Below are 18656 nucleotides of genomic sequence, written 5' to 3' on the forward strand. Positions count from 1 at the left end.
CCTAGCCAGCTCTCCCGAAAAGCCTTCAATGATAAAGAAAATCCTCCACCGCCCGCCGGGCCCGCTCCCCCTCTTCACTGTGCATAAAGTCATCCACCGCCTCTAAGCGTTCCTCCAGCGGGCTTAGGTCTTGGAGCAGCAGGGCGTTGACCTGGTCTACGTCCCAGTCGAAAAGCAGCGCCAGCCCCGGCTGCAGCCCCTGGAAGGCCGCCTCCAGCTCTGGGCTGTCTCCAGACGTCATGTGGGAGAACGCCAGTTTGTTATATAAGGTGAGCATAGTCTCGGGTCCTGAGTAGTTAAGCCCACCGCTCTCCCGCAGAAAGTCCAGCTTGTCCCTGACCGCATGGTCCATCCCGCTTATCAGCCCCGCGTAATAGGCGGGGTCCTTCTCCCGGAACTCCTGGTTGTCGCTGGTGTAGTTCTCTTTCCACAGGACCGCCACTTCTTTGCCCGCCACCTGGAGCAGCGCTTCCTCCCTGCTCTTGGCCTTGTGCCACTGCCAGGCCGCTGGGGCTAGGGCCAGCACTAGGGTCAACAGAATGAGAATTACCGCCACCAGCCATTTGATTATCTTTCGCTCTTTCCCTGCCGCTGTCACTTTGAACGCTCCTTTCAGGCCTTGGGCCGCGCTCGCAGCGCCCGGCTGCCCTGCCACAGCAGCGCGCTAACCGGCAGGAGCGCAGCCGCCAGACCCTTAAACCATTCTTTGGCAATACAGGCCCCTTACAGCCGTTAGCGACTTCTACCGGGCCGCTGTTTCGCCGCTGCTATGCAGCGCCAAAAAGCGCTACGGTCTGGTGCGCCCTCTTTACTGAGAGGGCCGTCTTTTTTGGGGGACCCTATCTTTGCTTTGCCGCGCCGCTTTAAAGGTCAAGGTCGCCTCCGGCGGCCAGGGCTTCTCGCCCTGGACCTCGCCAGGGAAGCAAGCTCCCCTGGACCCCCTTTGTTTTGTCGCCGCCGCTCTTCATCATTCGATGACCACCTTGGCCCCCTCTTGGTCCGCCTGGAGAATCTCCACCCGCCAGCCTTCGATGCCCTTGTCCGCCAGGTGGGTGACGCAGGCCTTGCCAAAGGCCTGGGCGTTCTGGGCGTCGATCATGGCGATGATGGTGGGCCCCGCCCCGCTGACGTAGGTGCCCAAGGAGCCCAGCTCATAGCTCATGCGGAACACGTTGTCGTAGTTCTCGATGAGCCCGGAGCGGTAGGGCTGGTGGATGCGGTCCTGCACCGCCACCCGCAGGTTGTGCAGCTCGCCTGAGAACAACGAGGCGGTCATCAGCCCCGACCGGGACAAGTTATACACCGCGTCCTCCCGGCTGTACTCCTTGGGCAGGGCGGCCCGGGCTTTCTCGGTTTTCAGCTCGAAGGGGGGAATCATCAGGGCAAAGCGGATTTTGTCGCTCACCGGCACGCTGACGCTGTAGACCCGCTCCCCCTCCATGGCAGAGGCCACCAGACCCCCAGAGAGGGCTGGGCTGGTGTTGTCCGGGTGGCCCTCAATCTTCGCCGCCAGGTTGATCAGGTCCGTCCTGCTTAAGGGATTGCCCATAAAGCGGTTGGCGGCCAAAATGCCCGCCACAATACACGCCGAGCTGCTGCCCAGCCCCCGGGCCATGGGGATATTATTCTCTTGGATGATCTTCAGCCCCGGCAGCTTTTTGCCGCAGACCTCGTAGAGGTGCTTGGCTGCCCAAAAGATCAGGTTGCTCTCGTCCTTGGGCACCTGGGTGGAATCGGTACAGCTGATCTCCAGTCCGTCGTACTCCTCCATCCACACCCGGTTCTTCATGGTCAGCGCCAGGCCCAGGGAGTCAAAGCCAGAGCCCAGGTTGGCGCTGGTGGCGGGCACGTCGATGCGGATCATTGGGATTCCTCCTTGTATGTTATGATGGTTGGTAAAGCCCCAACAGGGCGGGGCGGGCTTTTGCTTTTCAGATATGGTTCAGCCCCCGGCTTAATAGTCCGAAATCTTAATCCGGCCCAGAACCACTACGCCCTGTCCGGCCAAGGCTTTTAGCTTCTCCCGCAAGCCGTTCTCCGTAATGCCGGCCACCGTGAAGCCCGCTTCGCCGGGCTCCTCCTCCTTGCGGATAATCCGCGCCGCCCCGGGGAATAGCCTTTCCGCCTGGGCAAAGGCTCCGGCAGAATCCTCGCCAAAGCGCACCCGTACAAAGAAATCCCCCTTCATCTCTCCAAAGGGCTCTACATAGCCCGGCTTGGCGTCCTCCCAGAACAGGTACTTCCGGGCCTTAAAGTGCTTGACGCAGTCAATCACGTCTGCCACCACGGCGCTGGCGGTGGGCAGCTTGCCCGCGCCTTTGCCGTAGAACACCACGTCGCCAGTGGCGTCCCCCCGGACCAAAATGCCGTTAAACACGTCGTCCACATTGGCCAGCTGGCTCTCCCGGTGGATGAACATAGGCGCCACCTGAATGGAGATTTTCCCGTTTTCCCCCATCTTCACCTGCCCGATAAGCTTAATCACCCCGCCCCAGGCCCCGGCATAGGCCACATCCTCCAGGGTAATGTTCGTAATGCCCTCGGTATGCACCTGTTCGGGGTACACGTGGCTGCCAAAGGCCAGGCTGGCCAGGATGCAGATTTTCCGGCAGGCGTCCGCGCCCTCCACGTCGGCAGAGGGGTCCCGCTCGGCATAGCCCAGCTCCTGGGCCAGCTTTAGGGCCTCGGGAAAGCCCATGTGCTCCCGGATCATCTTGGTGAGAATAAAGTTGGTGGTGCCGTTTAGGATGCCGGCAATCTCCCCCACCTCATTGGCGGCCAGGCACTGGCTGATGGGCCGGATAATGGGGATGCCCCCGCCCACGCTGGCCTCAAACAGAAAATTCAGGTTATTCCGCTGGGCAATGGCCAGCAGCTCCGCGCCCTTGGCCGCCACCAGTTCTTTGTTGGAGGTAGCCACGCTTTTTCCGTTTTCCAAACAGGCCCGCACATATCGGTAAGCTGGGTCCAGGCCCCCCATACACTCCACCACAATGCGCACCTCCGGATCGCTTAAAATCACGTTGAAATCCTTGGTAAAGCTGTCCCCATAGGGCAGCTGGGGAAACTCCCTCAGGTCCAGGATATGCTTCACGTGGATCTCCTCTTTCGCTCTGCGGGCAATGCTCTCCTGGTGGGTCCGCAGTACCTCCAGCACGCCGGAGCCCACTACGCCGTGGCCCAGTACCGCTATCTCTGCCATTTACACCACTTCCTCATTCTATTTTCGATGAATCCTTCTTGGTTGCTTCTATTGTCATGGAACCCTTGGGGGTCTCGCTGGTTTTTTTGCGGCGCGGGGCGGCGTTCTTTTTGGCCCCGCATTTTTTGGGGGAAATTTCTGGTCTGTTTTCGCTTTTCCGCGCCGATCTTTAAGAGATCAGGCCGCAAGACGCTGTCTCGCGCTCTGCAAGCTTTTGAAAAAGCTTGCGCAAAACTTTTACTGCCCGCTTAACCGGGTCTTACCCTTGCGGCACGTCCGGCTCGAACACGTCCGGCGGATCGCTCTGGGGCGGCTCGGTGGGTTCGGGCGTGTCCGTCACCGTGGGGTCGCTGGGGAACGACGGCTCAAAGGGCGTCGGCGTGGGCTCGTCCGTTGGGCCCGGAGGCGGCACCGGGGTCACGTCTCCGCCGCTGCTCTCCGATGGGGTAGGCGTGGGCTCGTCGCTGGGACTGGCCGAGGGCTCTGACGAAGGAGAGGGCGAGACCGACGGCGAGGGGGATGGCGACGGCGAGGGAGACGGAGAAGGCGACGTGGACGGAGAAGGCGAGGGCCCGGATTTGTGATCGCTGCCGCCGTTGCAGGTATTGGGGGCGTTGCCCTCAGCGTACCAGCCGGTGGCCGTGTTAAAGCAATTGGGCCCTGCGATCATGCCGCTGCTCCGGCAGAAAGCCGCCTGGTACACATTGTCACTAAGCACCCACTGCTTGCCGCTCCAGTCATAGTTGTCCATCAGATACTGCATCACGATCTTCCAGGTGCGCAGGTGGGCCCCTTCGTCGGGAAGTTCCCGGCCCTGGTACTCATAGCCGTTCCAGATGCCCGCCACGCAAAAGGGGGTCGCGCCCACAAAGTACAGGTCATAGGCGTCGTCGGTGGTGCCGGTCTTGCCGTATATCTCCATGCCGTACTCGCTGCCCAGCCCCGCCAGGGTGCCGCCGGTGGCCTGTGCGCCGTAGATAGGCTTGTGCAAAAGCTTATTCATAATGGTGGCGGCTTCTTCGCTCATCACCCGCTCACCCTGGGCCATGCTCTCCCGGTTGTCCAAAATCACGTTGCCGTCATGGTCCTTCACGTAGTAGTAGGAGGCCGGCTTGTGGTAGATGCCGCCGTTGGCGAATATTTGGTACCCGGCGGTCATCTCTTCCACAGTAACGCCGTACTGCTGGGTGCCCAGCGCCATGGCGGACCGGCTGTGGGCGTCCACGTCGGCGGTCAGGGACTTAAAGTGCAGAGACTGGGTCAGCCACTCATAGCAGGCCTCGGGGGTCAGGTCCGTGCACAGCTGGGCCGCCGGGGCGTTGATGGACATCTCTATGGCGGTATCCACGCACATATATTGGCTATACTTGCCGTTCCAGTTGGCGGGGCCGGGCTCGCCGCCCTCGCCGTTCCAGTCAGCCAAGGGCTGGTCCTTTAAAAGAGAGCCGTAGGTGATCTTACCCGTGGCAATGCCCAGGGCGTAGGGGCTAATGGTTTTCATGGAAGAGCCACAGGGGCGCTGGGCGTCGCTGGCGTTGCTATATAGCAGGCTGCCGTCCCGCTCATACCGGTTGCCTATGGTGAACAGCACCCGGCCGGTGTAGGGGTCCATGCAGAAAAAGCCCAGCTGCACATCCTCGTCTGCGGGCAGCATGTCCGTATTGGTCAAAAAGAAGCGCTCCATATCGGTTTGCAGCTTGTAGTCCATCGCGCAGTGGATCTCCAGCCCGCCGTTATACACCAAATCCACAGCGTTTTTGTAGGAGTAGCCGTAACGCTCCATCAGGTCGTCCACCAGCTGCTCGAACAGATAGTCAATATACCAGTTCCATTTGGACACATCCTGGAACTCCTCATTGCTGGTTTCAGAGACGTCGTTGCCCTCAAAGGTCATGCTTTTCAGCTCTTCCTTGGCCTGCTGATATTCCGTCTCGCTAATCGGCGTCAAATACCGGGTGTCCAGCTCGCCGTTTTTCGTCAGCTCCCGCATACGGTCCAGCACCACCAGGGCCCGCTCTTTGGAGTCCTCTTCAAAAATCAGGGGATTGAACTGATAAGGGTTCTGGGTAATACCCGCGATCAAAGCGCACTCGGCCAAAGAGCACTCGGTAATGCTTTTGCCAAAATAACATTTAGCGGCCGCCTCTACCCCCTGGCAGATGCCGCCGTAATTGACGATATTCAAGTACGCCTCTAAAATCTGTTCTTTTGTGTACTTTTCAGACTCCATGTTCAGGGCTGTGAAAATCTCCTTAATCTTGCGCAGCAGACTGACCTGATTCTCATGGGTAATGTTCTTAATCAGCTGCTGGGTCAAAGTGGAGCCGCCGCCGCCGCCGGAATGGGTAAACAGCTTGAACACCGCGCCCAGGGTGCCCTTAAAATCCACGCCCCGGTGCTGGTAAAAACGGTGGTCCTCAATGCACACCTGGGCGGTTTTCATATACTCTGGAATCTGGTCGTAGTTCATCCAAATACGGTCCTCGTTGCGGTTAAAAGTCATGTACTCGGTGGCATGGCCTTCCTCATCGTCCAGGTACACCGGGCTGGAGTAGCTCAAACTCATGGCGCCAATGTCCGGGGGGGCCACATGGCGGAAGCTGAGAACAAAGGACGCCACGGAGAACATGACCAGAATACCCGTGATGGCCCCCACCCAAAACAGGGTCTTAATTCCCTTCCAGACCATGCCGCCAATGGTTTTCGCGGTAGCCCCGGCAGACTGGGAGAACTCTCCCTCAGTACGCTGACTAACCGTGTGCACAGCTGTGGTATTGTACTTATTAATGTCTTCTTTTCTCACAGTGTTTTCCTCCAAAACATTCCTTTAAAAAGCGGTAAGGTCCCGCAAAGCGGGGTTGACAGACCAGGGCGCTGTCCCCTCCCTATAAAAATACCCAAACAATGGAATAAAATGCAAAAACTGGGCCATCCTTAACTATAAAAAAAGAGGTGGTTGCCATGACCCATAAAAAGTATCGAATCTATACGCTGATCTTGCTGATTATCACCGTAACCGCACTGGTGGTAACAGCGGCCATGCTCTCCTTTAAAAAGGACGCTGTAGCCGCCCAGGGCAAGCCGGTAAGCCCGCCCGCCGCTGGGGAGGAGCCCCCCAATGAAGCTTATTATACCCCAAACCCCGCTTCAAGTCAAGAAAACAGCAAAACCAGCTGGGCGGAAGGTTATATCGTCACTCTTCACCAGGGGCGCATCGGGGTGTTTCCCGCAGGAGAGAACCAGCCCGTGCTGACCACCGGTATAGAGGCCTACCTGCTGCCTCATGAGGACCTGGAGCTGCTGCAAAAGGGCATTTGGGCCAAGAACCTTAACGAGGCCAAACGAATTTTGGAAGACTATGATTAGGGCTTGTTTGAAAATTGGCTCTAATGGTTTGCTACAATTCCACAGGCTCTTTTTTCGGTTCCATAAGCATAAGATTGAATCTATGATTTATTCTTTAGCTCCTTAAGGCAATACCGCAGAATTCTAAGTACCGTATTGCGCAGTCAGATTTTTCGTGAGAGGGTACAGATTGAGCTCCGTCCATCTCACCATTGACAAGCGAAAGCTGTGCGCTATCACGGAAAATCTGCAAGCAAGACGGTGCTTAAGGCGCCAGCCGCGAATGGTGCGGGGTTGCCTTATAATTTTTTGAGCCAGCCCTCCCTGTATTCCAGCATAAAACCGGCCCGCAGGGGCTTACTATTTTAGGAAAAAGAAAACGCTTTGCCGGAAAAAACCGGCAAAGCGCCCTCTTTTACGATTCAGGAAGCCTTACTTCAGGCCCTTCTCGTAGCTTTCGATCATCTTCTTCACCATCTGGCCACCCACAGAACCGGCCTGACGGGCGGTAATGTCGCCGTTGTAGCCCTGCTTCAGGTTCACGCCCACCTCAGAGGCGGACTCCATCTTAAAACGCTCCATCGCTTCCTTGGCCTCGGGGACCATAACAGAATTGCTTTTCATGATTCTCGTCTCCTTCAAAAAAGTTTTTTCGCGTTTGCATTAACTATTGTGGGTCCCGACTCCGAGAATATGTCTGTCAAAATTTGCAAAAATCCGCGGCTTTGTCAGGGCTTTTGCCTCAACGCTTTGGCGAAAACCATCTGGGCGTCCTCTGCAATTTCCACCCCGGCTGTGGAAGAGTAGTTTTGCTCGTCCAGGGTCAATTGATAGCTGGGCAGGAACTCCCTGGCGAAAAACTCCGCCTCGGGCAGCGCCATCTCCTCCAGGGCCTTCTGGGTGCCCCGCTCGGCCTCTCGAAAATCCTGGTTGCCGCTCTGGCGCTCCTCCATGCACTTGATCAAGGCCGAGATCCGGTCTGCTGCCTTTACCAGGGGTTTCAGCGCTTCATCTCCCGGGGCGCTCATAGTCAGCAGCTCCCGGTACTTGTCCCTTAGTTCCTCGGGCAGCAGGCCCACCAGCCGTTCCAGGGCCACCTCCTCTACCTGGGCATAGGCCCGGCGGATCTCCTCCGAGTGGTACTTCACTGGAGTGGGCAGGTCCCCTGTAATGATCTCCGTGGCATCGTGAAACAGGGCCAGGGCAGCCGCCCGCTGGGGATCGTAATTTTTTTGAAAGTGTTGGTTCCCAATCATCGCCAGGGCATGGGCAATCAAGGCGGTCTCCAGGCTGTGCTCACTGATGTTTTCATCCCGGGTGTTACGCATCAGCCCCCAGCGGTTGATGTACTTCATTCTAGACAACATGGCAAAAAAGTGGTACATCGCCGCGCCTCAGCTCTTGGCCAAAAGGGCCTTTAGATTTTCGGCCAGCACCCGGGCGGCGTTCTCGTGGGCCTTCTTCCCTGGGTGTTCCCGAGATCCCAGCGTCTCTTCTGTAGTATCCGGCAGCAGGATAAAGGTAACCCGCCGGTCGCCGGTTTCTTCTTGGTACTGGCAGATGGCCTCTCGGATAGACAGGGACATCAGCGGGCCGCACATGCCGTAGGCCCACACCAGCCAGGCCCCGGGATTTTTTTCCCGCAGCAGTTTTAAAAAGTCTGTCACACCTTTTTGGAACGCCGCCCGGCCCGCCGGATCCGCGGTCTGCCGGAAGGTCTCGCCTGTGGCAGGGTCTGTCCATTCCGGCTGGCTTAGGGCCCCGCCGTCGTTGGTACCCAAGTTCACCACCACCGCGTCCGCCGGCCATCCTGCAAAATCGTAGGGTTCATACGCCCCCAGCTCCACATTGGGCCCGCCAGTAACCAGGCCGCACACAGCGCAATACTTGGGGGGCAGGGCGCTGTTGGGGTCGTTATCCCAGCCGCTGATGACCCCCCAGCCGCTTTGAGAGACCACCCGGTACTCGGCATTCACGGCCTCGCTCACCAGTTGGGGAAACCCGTATACCGCCGACGCGATCATGGGTACCCAGTCCTCCACTTCTTTAGCCCCTACCAGCCCTTCGCCAGTGGTAATACTGTCCCCCACAAACTCAATTTTATAGGGCCGCTCCGCTACGGGCTCCAAACTGCCATCCGTCTTTATACTGTGGATAAACAGCCTGGTTTCCGGGTCATGGGGCATGGCCTGGGTCTCCCGCAGCAGGCGCAGGTTTTTCACTGTGTTGGGGTTCATGCCCCGAAAGAGGCACACCCAGCCGCGCCCTCCGGGCAGCATTTGGCGGCTGATCAAGTCCCCGTCCAGCAGCACGGCGGCCCAGGTCTCATACAGGGCCGATCCGGTCTCTACCTCTACCCACAGCTCCGCGGCTTTCACGTTCAGCTCAATGCCGCCGCCGGTCCAGAACACCGGCAGGGGATCCAACCGGCCGGAACCGCGGCCCCACACTTTTAGACACTTTTGATTGATTTCTGTCAACTTGTACTCTTTCAACATCTTTCTCTCCTCTGTTCCTAGGGCTGCAAGCAGCCCTAAGATGATTTTTCCTTTCGCGCGGATTTGCCCGGGCGGTTCAGTTGGGCTGGGGCTTGCTTGAAACATCGAAAACGCCGGCTTTTTGCCCAGAAGAGGCCCCTTTCCGCGTGGAAAATCCTCGTCCACCGCTAGGGCTTGTTTAAAAAATCGAAAACGTCGTCTTTTTTGCCATATGAGGCCACTTTCTACGTCGAAAATCCTCGTCAATCGCGCGATTGCCGTAGTTAGCGCAGCTAACTACAGCGGTTCTTCTCCTTGAAATTGTCCCCTTCCGGCCAAAAATTCGTCATTTCCTCTATTTTCAAACAAGCCCTAAGGTTGACTTGCGGGATTCTCCTTGCCATGGACCTCCCCAGGTCAAGCATTCATTTTTCTCTCTATGTTCAAACAGGCCCTAGTTTTTATCTCACGACAGGAATCCCTTAGAGTCTGTTTTAAAATCGGAGAAATGCTGGCGCCTTTCCAGGGTTTTTGAGGCCGAAGCCACCATTTCTGGGCAAAACAGACCCTGTTTCGGAGTTTTCAAGCAGACTCTAGGGTTCCCTTATTTCATTATAATATCGGGTCCCGGCCATTGCAAGGCTTTTCTTCCGCCAGCTCCGCCTCCACCACCTGGGCAAAGGCTCTAAAGGCGCTGGGCGCCGCATAGGCTCCGGCTAGCTCCTCTGGTTCAGCCCACGCCCAGCCCTCTGGCAGGGCCTCTTCCACTGCCCGCACAGCCCAGGCCTCCATGTGCCACTCCAGGTGGGTGAACACATGCCTGCCCTGTCCTGCGGGCCGCCGTTCCCCCTTCACGGGGCAAGGCCAGGGCGTGGGCTCATTGGGGTACTCCCACAGGCCAGCCAAAAGCCCCTGCTCGGGGCGCCTGCGCAAGGCCACCCTCCCCTTTCGAAAGATCAGGTACACGGTCCTCTCCTCTACTTTCCGGGGGACTTTGGGCTTTTTCACTGGTAGGTCCCGGGCGCTGCCTTCTCGATATCCAACACAGAAGCCTATGGCCGGGCATTGGCCGCATAAAGGCTCGCCCCCCGGCAGGCAAACCATGGCCCCCAGGTCCATTAGGGCCTGGTTAAAGTCTCCGGGCCGCTCTTGGGGCATTACCGCCGCCAGGGCTCTGGCCACCTCCCGTTTTATAGGGAGTGCGTCCATCTCCCGGCAGTCGCCGGTCAGGCGGCTGACCACCCGCAGCACATTGCCGTCCACAGCGGGGACCGCCTTGCCAAAAGCAATAGAGGCAATGGCCCCGGCGGTGTACTCTCCTACTCCGGGCAGGGTCCGCAGCGCTTTGGGTTCTGCGGGAATTTCCCCTCCCAGCTCCTCCACGATCTGGCGGGCAGCCTTTTGCAGGTTTCGGGCACGGCTATAGTAGCCAAGCCCCTGCCAAAGCTTCATAAGCCGGTCCTGGGGACAGGCCGCTAGATCCTGTATGGTTGGCAGGGCTTCCATAAACCGGGCGTAGTACCCCAGCACCGCGGCCACTCGGGTCTGCTGCAACATGATTTCCGAGACCCACACGTGGTAAGGGGTAGGGTCGCTGCGCCAGGGCAGCGACCGGGCATGGGCCCGGTACCACGCCATTAGGGGAGCGGGCAGCTGTTGGAGCTCTGTCATTGGGGGACCTCCTTTTGGAATTTTTCATTATTGGCGCTGATATAGGGCCTGCTTTCCCTGTACATACAAAATCATGGTTGGGTAGTCTCTTGGCCCCCCGGCAGACCCTCCATCCCCGCCAACTCTTCGCAATACTTCACACGAATTCTTAGGGCTTGTTGGAACATAGAGGAAATGACGGATTTTTGACCCGAAGTGGTCCGCTTCCAGGAGAAAACCGCAAGGAATCCTTGCGGTTTTACGAGGATTTTCGACGCGGAAAAGGGCCGCTTCTGGGTAAAAAGACGGCGTTTTCCATGTTTCAAACCAGCCCTAGTCTATGTCTACTTTGCGCAGTTCTTTTTTGGACAGCAGGTCGTACATAGCGGGTACCACGAACAGGGTCATCAGCGTGGCGTACAGTAGGCCGCCAATGCACACCACTGCCACAGGCTGCATCATCTCGGCCCCCATGCCAGTGGCCAGGGCCATAAACAGCAGTCCCAGCACAGTGGTGAGCACGGTCATCAAAATAGGCCGCATACGGGTGCGTCCCGCCAGCAGGATAGCGTCCCGGCGCTCCATGCCCTCCAGCCGCAGCTGGTTGATGTAATCAATGAGCACAATACCGTTATTTACAATAATACCTGAAAGCATGATAAAGCCGATCATAGATACCACGCTCACTTCCATGCCGCACAGGTACAGGGCCAAAAATCCGCCGGTAAAGGCCAGGGGAATGGTAAACATTACGATAAAGGGCAGCAAAAGAGACTGGAACTGGATCACCATAATCAAGTAGATAATCAGGATGGCCAAAAGCCCCATCTGCACCAGCTGCCCCATGGCCTCCATAATCGTCTCGTTCTCTCCCGCCATTTCCAGCCGGACCCCTTCTGGCGGGGTGTAGCTCTTCAGAGCCCGCTCCACCGCCTGGGTGGCCAGGCTGACATTCTGCCCCTCCTCCAGGGTGGCGGTAACAGTAAGCACTCGGTTCTGGTTTTCCCGCTGAATGGCATTTAGGCTCTGGCGCTCCTCAAACTTCGCCACCCGAATCAGCGGCACCTCTTGGGTCTCGCCGGTGGTCCGGTCCGTGGCGGTAACCGTTAGGCTCTTTAAGTAGCTCTCGTTCATCTGGCCGTTTTTGGGGTGTACCACCAGCACATCCTCAGGATAGCCGCCAATATTCATGCTGGTAGCCACCGCGTCCCCAGTAATGGCCCCGCTGACCGCCTGGTAGATCTGGGCCGTGGTCAGGCCGTTTTCCATGGCCTTGTTTTTGTCCACCACCACCCGCAGCTCAGGGGTGCTATCCTCCAGGTCGCTGGCGCTTTCCTCAATGCCCTCCACTCCGGCGGCCAGCTCGCCGACCTCATTGGCCGCGTCAATCAGGGCGTCCATGTCGTCTCCGTACAGCTTCATCTCCACCCCCGAGCCGCTCATGGCAGACATATACGCGCTCATGTCCATCGCTCCCTGGGCCGTTACTTCACAGTCCAGGTCCTCGCAGGCCGCCTCAATCTCCTTGGCGGCCTCGCTGTCTTTCAGCCCGGCGCTCTGGTCCAAGATCACGTACATGGACACCGCCCCGTCTCCGCCGGCCGTCATGCCCATCATGCCGGTCCCTCCGCCGCCAGCCATAGCCCCCACCGTCTCCACGCAGTTTAGGGGCAGGATGCGCTCCATAATCTGGTCCGCCATAGCAGTACGCTCCTCAAAGCTGGGGGCCTCCTCTTCTTCACCGGGCATGGTAAAGCTAACCGTAATCTGGTTTCCGCTCATGGCAGGCATAAACAGAAAGCCCCGGGAAAGGGCCAGCCCCACGCTGGCAACCAGCAACACCAAAGAAAGCCCAAGAACCGCCCATTTATGCCGGAGAGAGACGGCCGCCAGCTTCCCATAGCCACTAAGGAGCTTGTTAAACACCCGGTCCTCTTTCACCCGAACCGTACGCAAGGTGGTGGAGGTGAGGGCAGGCACCAGGGTAACCGCCACAAAGAGGCTGGCCAAAAGGGAATAGCCAATGGTCAGGGCCATATCCGTAAACAGCTGGCGGGTGACCCCCTCCACAAACACGATAGGCAAAAACACGCAGACCGTGGTAAAGGTAGAAGCAATAATGGCCCCTGTGACCTGCACCGCCCCCTGCACCGAAGCCTTGGCCGCAGAGGCCCCTTCGCTGCGCAGGCGGTAGATGTTCTCAATGACCACCACCGAGTTGTCCACCAGCATTCCCACTCCCACCGCCAGGCCGGAAAGAGAAATGACGTTGAGAGAGATGCCCGAAAAGTACATCAGCACCACAGCGGTCAACAGAGAGATGGGAATGGAAAAGGCCACGGCCGCAGTGGGACGGATGTCCTTAAGGAAGAACAACAGAATCACCACCGCCAGCCCCGCGCCCAGCAGCAGGTTTTGCAGCACGGTGTCCACCACAATGTAAATATAGTCCCCTTGGTCCGAGAGCACCGTAAAGTTCAGCCCCTCTTGGGCGGCGGAGAGCTCTTCAAAGCGGTCCAGAATATTCCGGGAGACCTGGGCTGTAGAGTAGGTAGACTGCTTGGTAAAGGACAGCAAAAGACCGTCTTGGCCATTGATGCGGGCGTACACCTGGCCACGGTTGTCCGCCAGGGCCACGTCCGCCACATCCCGCAGGTACACCTTGCCAATGCCCTCGCTGCCAGTGTCAAACAGGAGAAGCCCCGCCAGCTCTTCGGGGTCCGTCAGCTTGTCGCCCACCCGTACCAGGGTCTGCCCGCCTTCCTCCTCAATATACCCAGCGGGCATAGAGAAGTTCTGGGCGCTAAGGATGGTGGACACCATCTCCATGGTAATATCCAGCTTTCCCGCCTTATAGGCCGCCTCCTTCTGCTTGTCAAAGTCCTCTCGGGCAGTGTCCAGCTGGTCCCGGGCAGCCTCCAGCTGGGTCTGGGCCGAGGAAAGAGCAGACTGGCCCGCCAAAATCTGGGAGAGCCCGGCGCTGATCTGCATCATGCCATTGGCCTGCTGCCGGGAAAGCTCTTTCAGTGCCTGGTCCACGGTAAGCCCGCCGCTTTCCAGCTGGGAAAGAGCGCCTTGCAGCTGCTGTTTTCCGGCGGTAAGCTGGCTCAAATTCTTTTCCAGTTCCTCCAGCGCGGCAGAAAGGTTATCCGGGTCGGCCCCTGCGGCGCTGGCCATAGCCCGGGCTTCCTGTAGGGCCTGGTCTACCTTCGCCTTGTTAGCGGTCAGCTCCTCCAGCCGGGCCGGGGCCTCCTCTGGGGTAACCCCCAGCCCAGCCAGGCCAGCCTCCACAGCGGCCAGCTGGCCCTTTAGCTGCTCCAGCTGGGCTAGCAAGGCGGCATACTCCTCAGTTTCCGGGTCCAGGGCCGCCATCTGCTCTTCCAAAGCGGCAACCTGGCCCTGTAGCGCGGTGTAAGAGGTAACCAGCTCCTGCAAGCCTGCCACAGCCTGGTCCAAAGCCCCCGCTTGGGCTTGCAGCTCCTCCAGGGAGGTTTTCAGGGTGTTCAGTTGTTCCTGGGACTTTTTCAGCTGTTCCAGGTTCTGGTCCATGGTGGAAAGCTGGGCCTTCATCTGGGCCTTGGCAGACTCAATCTCCACCTTTTGGGAGATCAGCTGCCCTTGGGCCTGGCCAGTCTGCTGGGTCAGCTGCTCTTGGCCCTGCTCCAGCTGGGCCCGCTGGCCCGCCAGTTCATCAGACTTCTCCTCGGTCTCCCGCAGGCCGTCCTCAATCTCCTGGCCGCTTTGGTCCATTTCCTCCTGGGCCTCGCCAAACTTTTGGTCCAGCTTCTGCTTCATCTTGGCGTTCAGCGCGTCGATCTTGTCCTGGCGCAGCTCCAGGGCAACCTGCTCTTCCACATTGCCGCTGACAGACACCCCGGCCACGCCCTCAATGCCCTCCAGCTTCATCAGCAGCTCATTGTCCAGCAGGTTGGTCAGGGCAATGTTGTCCATGCCCTCCATCTCCACAGCGGCCACGGTAACAGGCAGCATATTGGGGTTGATCTTCATGATGTAAGGGGTTCCCACCGTGTCGTCCCAGCTGCCGGAGACCGAGTTCAGTTTTTCCCGGATGTCCGCGGTAAGGGTATCCATATTCGCGTCATCGGTAAGCTGTAGCATAACTTGAGAGGAATTTTCCCTGGATACAGAAGTGATCTCCTCCACATGGTCCAGGGTTGCCATAGTCTGCTCAATGGGCCTAGTCACCTGGTCCTCCACCTCCTCGGGGGTAGCGCCGGGGTAGGCGGTGACAATCACCGCGTAGGGCAGGTTGATGTTTGGCAGCAGGTCCGGGGTCATGCGGGAAAAAGCCACCGCCCCCAGCACCAGAACCATGACCACGCCCACCAAAACGGTGAGGGGCTTTTTTACACTGAATTTTGAGAACATGGAACCATTCCTCTCTCTAAGAACCCCTATTCACGGGTTCAAAAATACGATTTACGCAACTGGTTTAAATTATAATCCTCCCTGCCCCAGGAATGATGAATTTTTTGTAAAAGTTTTGGCATAGCAAAAGAGCCGGGCGGCCCTGGGGACAATCCGGCTCTTTCCTTTAAGGCAATACCGCCTTTTCCTGCCACTGGCGTTTTTTCTCTGGCGGCACGGTCTTTAGCTCTGCCAGGGCATAGTCCTGGCCCAGGGCCTCCCACTTGGTTTTGCCAATGTCGTGGTAGGCCATTATCTCCACGCTCTCCACGCAGCCGTGCCGCTCTCGCAGCCCCCGGATGGCCGCGAAGTGCTCCTCCTGGTCGTTAACCTTCGGAATAATGGGGCAGCGCAGGGCCACCCGGGCGCCCATCTGGTCTAGCAGGGCCAGAGAATCCAGCACCGGCTCCAGCGGGGCCCCGGTCCAGCGCTTGTGCTCTTGGGGGTCGCTGTGCTTGAAATCCAGCAAAAACAAATCCGTCCCCTCCGCCAGGGCTTTCAGCCGCTCTGGGGCCACCAGGCCGTTGGTCTCCAGGGCGGTGTGGTAGCCCCGCTCCTTACAGGCGGACAGCAGCTCTGTCAAAAAGTTGAACTGCACCGAGGCCTCTCCCCCGGAGAAGGTCACCCCGCCCCCCGAGGACCGGTAGTACTTGGCGTCTTTGTCCACCTCTGCCATCACCTGGGCGGCGTCCATCTCCCGGCCCGAGAGCTCCAGGGCCCCGTTGGGGCAGAGGCCCGCGCAGTGCCCGCAGACCGCGCATTTTTCCCGATGGAAAGCATGCCCGGCCTCCCCCACCTGGTGGGCCCCCTGGGGGCAGGCGGTACAGGCCCCGCAGCGGGCGCACTTCTCCAGCCGGTACAACAGCTGGGGCTGGGGAGAGAAGCTCTCAGGATTATGGCACCAGGCACAGCGCATATTGCAGCCCTTTAGGAACACCGTAGTGCGGATGCCCGGGCCGTCGTACACGCAGAAGCGCTGAATATCGAACACAATGCCAGTGGTTTTAGGCTCCATAGGTAGTCCTCTCAATGATCTCCCGCTGGACGATGGGGTTCAGGGTGACGAACCGGGCGGAGAAACCGCCAATGCGCACCAGCAGGTTCTGGTAGTTTTCCGGGTGGACCATAGCGTTTTCCAGGTCCTCTTTGCCCACCACGCACAGGTTGGTCTGCACGCCGCCGTTCTGGTAAAAGGCTTTCAGCACCGCGCCCACCTTATCCATGGCCCCAGCGAACAGCTCCTTGGTAAAGCGCACGTTGTTGATGACCCCCACGTGTTTGGTATTGTCAAACTTGGACATGGAGTTCAGCAGGGCGGTGACGCCGCACTTATCCGCCCCAATAGAGGGTCCGTTGGCGTTGGCCATAGGCGCGCCTTTGTGGCGGCCGCAGGCCGAGGCGGAGCAGAAGTTGCCCCATTCGGCGCTCATGGAGTTGTTCACGCTGACAATATTATACCTGTGCAGCCCAGCTTTTTCCCCGGCCTGGCTGGTCATGCGGCCCAGGTCGCCGAACAGCCGCACGGCCATAGCGTCGGCCGTCTCCTGGTCGTTGCCGTATTTAGGGGCGTCCAGGCAGAGGCGGCGCACGTCCTCATGGCCCGCAAAGTCCTGGTCCAAAACCTCCACCATCTGGCCCAGAGTCAGGCGCTTCTCCTCATAGACCAGCTGTTTGATAGCCGTCAGGCTGTCGGCGCAGCTGATGATGCCGAACATCTCGCTAGAGGCGTTCAGGTACCGCACGCCCCCCTCAAAGGCGGCCTTGCCCCGGGCGATGCAGTCGTCCAGCAGCAGGCTCAGGTGCAGGTAGGGGGCGTCCTCCCCGGCGATTTGATAGTTCAAATACTTTTGCACCGCGTACTTCTCAATCACCGGCCGCAGCTGGCCCATCACTGCGCCATACAGCTTTTCAAAGCTGTCCAGCTCATCCAGCCCGCCGGTTTTCTCCCCGCAGAACACCCCGTGGTACGAGTCCACCCCGTTGTGCAGGGCCAGGTCCAGGGCCTTTAGGGCGTTGATGCCGTTGTTGGGGGTGCCCACACTGTAGCCCACCAGCACATATTCGCCGCAGCCAAAGGGCACGTACTGCTCCGCCTCGGCCCGGCTGACGCCGTAGACCTTCTCCACGGCGGGCACGTTGGTGTCGTCGGAATAGATGATGGGGAAGGTGGTCCCCTCGGCGTTGACCTCCATGGCCTTTTGGAACACCGCCTCGCTCATGCCGGTATAGTACCGCAGGGTCAGCTGGGGCACCGTTTCCCGAAAACGCCGGGAGGCCTCCATAATCGCCATCGCCAGCCGGTCGGCCTCTTCCGGGTGGCGGCGGCCCACCCCGCCGATGATCACCCGGCAGTCGTGGATCTTGTTGATCTCCTTAAAATGTTTATATAGGTAGAGAATGATCTCTACGCCCTCTTCCTCCGTGATGCGCCCGGCGTCCAGGTCGGCGGCGTACAGGGGACCCAGATAGTCGTCCATGCGGCTGTAGTTCATCAGGTCGCAGCTGACGGAGTAAATCCACATCAGCTGCACGCCCTCCAGGAAAGTGGCCGGCGGGTTATGCTGTATGTGGCAAAGGGCCTGGGCCATCCGCTCAAAGCGCCCCTTGGCGGCGGAGCCCCCGGCCTTTTGGGCCAGTTCCTCCGCCTGGGCCTGGTAGCGGGCGCAGGCCTGCCGCAGGCTCTGGGTCCACATTTTCAGCGCTGTATAAAAGGAGTTCTCCCCCCGGCGCTGTACCATGCCGTCAATCTCCCGGTCCAGGCCGTCAAAGCCCAGCTGAATCAGCTTTTCAAAGTCCAGGTTGGTGCCCGCCACCCGGCAGTCGCAGTTGCCCACCCCGGGGCTGGCGTAGCCTTTGGGGGGCACGTAGCCATAGCGGCTGGCAAAGGCCAGGTCCAGCTTGCGGGCGGTGTGCTCTTCGTGCCAATAGTTTTGCAGGGCCTGGCACTGGTACACCTCCTGGGCGCTCAGCTGGTCCCCGCACTGGCCCAGAGCCTGGGCAAACTCGAACTCGTTAAAATAATAGGTATAGCAGCCCCCCACCATGGCGGAGTATCCCCCCACCTGAGAGGTAAAGCCCAGGTAGCCGTGTTCGTACCGGCCGGCAACGCCGTCGTTTTCGTCAATAGGGACCAGAATGTTTTTCAGCTGAAGGTCCATGCAGCGGGCCTCCCGCAGGTAGATGTCGCCCTCGTTTTCCCGGTAGACCCGGGAGAACTCCAGGGCGTCGCGGAGCTTTTGAATTGGGGTTTTATACATGGTCAGGTTCCTCCTTTGAGATTTTATTTCATTTTATATCTGGGATATTGGGGGGTGCATTTTAGGGTGGTGCTTTGTTTCTTCCGCTGGGTGGTTTTTTGCCGCTCTCTTTTCTGCTGGGTCTTTCTGCCGGCGCTTTTTGCCGCTCTCTTTTCTGCTGGGTCTTTCTGTCGGCGCTTTTGCCGCTCTCTTTTCTGTTAAGTTTTTCTGCCGGCGCTTTTTGCCGGTAGGTTTTTGCTGATTAAGGGCCTTCGCTCTGGGGCGCTGTGGGGTGGGGGCCGCTGTTTCGCAGCTGCC

Annotated in this window: 12 protein-coding genes; 1 reads left to right on the forward strand and 11 read right to left on the reverse strand. The window is 58.8% G+C overall.

Annotated features, from left to right (window positions below; genetic code table 11):
* Positions 1–25: 25 nt before the first annotated feature.
* The 4 genes from U8U68_RS09120 to U8U68_RS09135 form a co-directional block, all read right to left on the reverse strand.
* The gene (locus tag U8U68_RS09120; RefSeq protein WP_322200502.1) at positions 26–598 is read right to left on the reverse strand and encodes a hypothetical protein; all 573 of its coding nucleotides are present in this window, start codon (positions 596–598) and stop codon (positions 26–28) included.
* A 369-nt stretch (positions 599–967) separates the two neighbouring features.
* Positions 968–1864: a homoserine kinase gene (gene thrB / locus U8U68_RS09125; RefSeq protein WP_322200503.1), complete on the reverse strand. Its 897-nt coding sequence runs from the start codon at positions 1862–1864 to the stop codon at positions 968–970.
* 90 nt (positions 1865–1954) lie between these two features.
* Positions 1955–3202: a homoserine dehydrogenase gene (locus U8U68_RS09130; RefSeq protein ID WP_322200504.1), complete on the reverse strand. Its 1248-nt coding sequence runs from the start codon at positions 3200–3202 to the stop codon at positions 1955–1957.
* A gap of 259 nt (positions 3203–3461) precedes the next feature.
* Entirely contained in the window at positions 3462–6005 is a 2544-nt protein-coding gene (locus U8U68_RS09135; RefSeq protein ID WP_322200505.1) for a transglycosylase domain-containing protein, read from the reverse strand.
* A 158-nt stretch (positions 6006–6163) separates the two neighbouring features.
* On the opposite strand from U8U68_RS09135, the gene U8U68_RS09140 reads away from it, so the two are divergent.
* Positions 6164–6568: a hypothetical protein gene (locus U8U68_RS09140; RefSeq protein ID WP_322200506.1), complete on the forward strand. Its 405-nt coding sequence runs from the start codon at positions 6164–6166 to the stop codon at positions 6566–6568.
* 411 nt (positions 6569–6979) lie between these two features.
* On the opposite strand, the gene U8U68_RS09145 is transcribed toward U8U68_RS09140, so the two are convergent.
* The 7 genes from U8U68_RS09145 to U8U68_RS09175 all read right to left on the reverse strand — a co-directional run bounded on the left by U8U68_RS09145 (position 6980) and on the right by U8U68_RS09175 (position 18386).
* Complete coding sequence (locus tag U8U68_RS09145) at positions 6980–7171, reverse strand: alpha/beta-type small acid-soluble spore protein (RefSeq protein WP_322200507.1); 192 nt, start codon at positions 7169–7171, stop codon at positions 6980–6982.
* A 104-nt stretch (positions 7172–7275) separates the two neighbouring features.
* On the reverse strand, positions 7276–7932 hold the full coding sequence (gene yfbR, locus U8U68_RS09150) for a 5'-deoxynucleotidase (RefSeq protein ID WP_322200508.1): 657 nt from the start codon (positions 7930–7932) through the stop codon (positions 7276–7278).
* 9 nt (positions 7933–7941) lie between these two features.
* Positions 7942–9045 (reverse strand): SGNH/GDSL hydrolase family protein, encoded by a 1104-nt coding sequence (locus U8U68_RS09155; protein WP_322200509.1) that lies wholly within the window; start codon positions 9043–9045, stop codon positions 7942–7944.
* Between the two features lie 591 nt (positions 9046–9636).
* A complete protein-coding gene (gene mutY, locus U8U68_RS09160) occupies positions 9637–10695 on the reverse strand; it encodes an A/G-specific adenine glycosylase (RefSeq protein WP_322200510.1) in 1059 nt (352 codons plus the stop codon).
* Between the two features lie 312 nt (positions 10696–11007).
* Positions 11008–15063 carry an efflux RND transporter permease subunit gene (locus tag U8U68_RS09165; RefSeq protein ID WP_322200511.1) on the reverse strand — a complete coding sequence of 1352 codons (4056 nt, stop codon included), beginning with the start codon at positions 15061–15063 and terminating at the stop codon, positions 11008–11010.
* Between the two features lie 166 nt (positions 15064–15229).
* Positions 15230–16117, reverse strand: a complete 888-nt coding sequence (locus U8U68_RS09170) for a glycyl-radical enzyme activating protein (protein ID WP_322200512.1) — start codon at positions 16115–16117, stop codon at positions 15230–15232.
* Positions 16107–18386 (reverse strand): pyruvate formate lyase family protein, encoded by a 2280-nt coding sequence (locus tag U8U68_RS09175; RefSeq protein WP_322200575.1) that lies wholly within the window; start codon positions 18384–18386, stop codon positions 16107–16109. Before U8U68_RS09175 ends, U8U68_RS09170 begins: the two co-directional genes overlap by 11 nt.
* Positions 18387–18656 lie beyond the last annotated feature (270 nt).

The sequence above is a fragment of the Acutalibacter intestini genome, from assembly GCF_034334985.1.
In the GTDB taxonomy this organism is placed as follows: Bacteria; Bacillota; Clostridia; order Oscillospirales; family Acutalibacteraceae; genus Acutalibacter; species Acutalibacter intestini.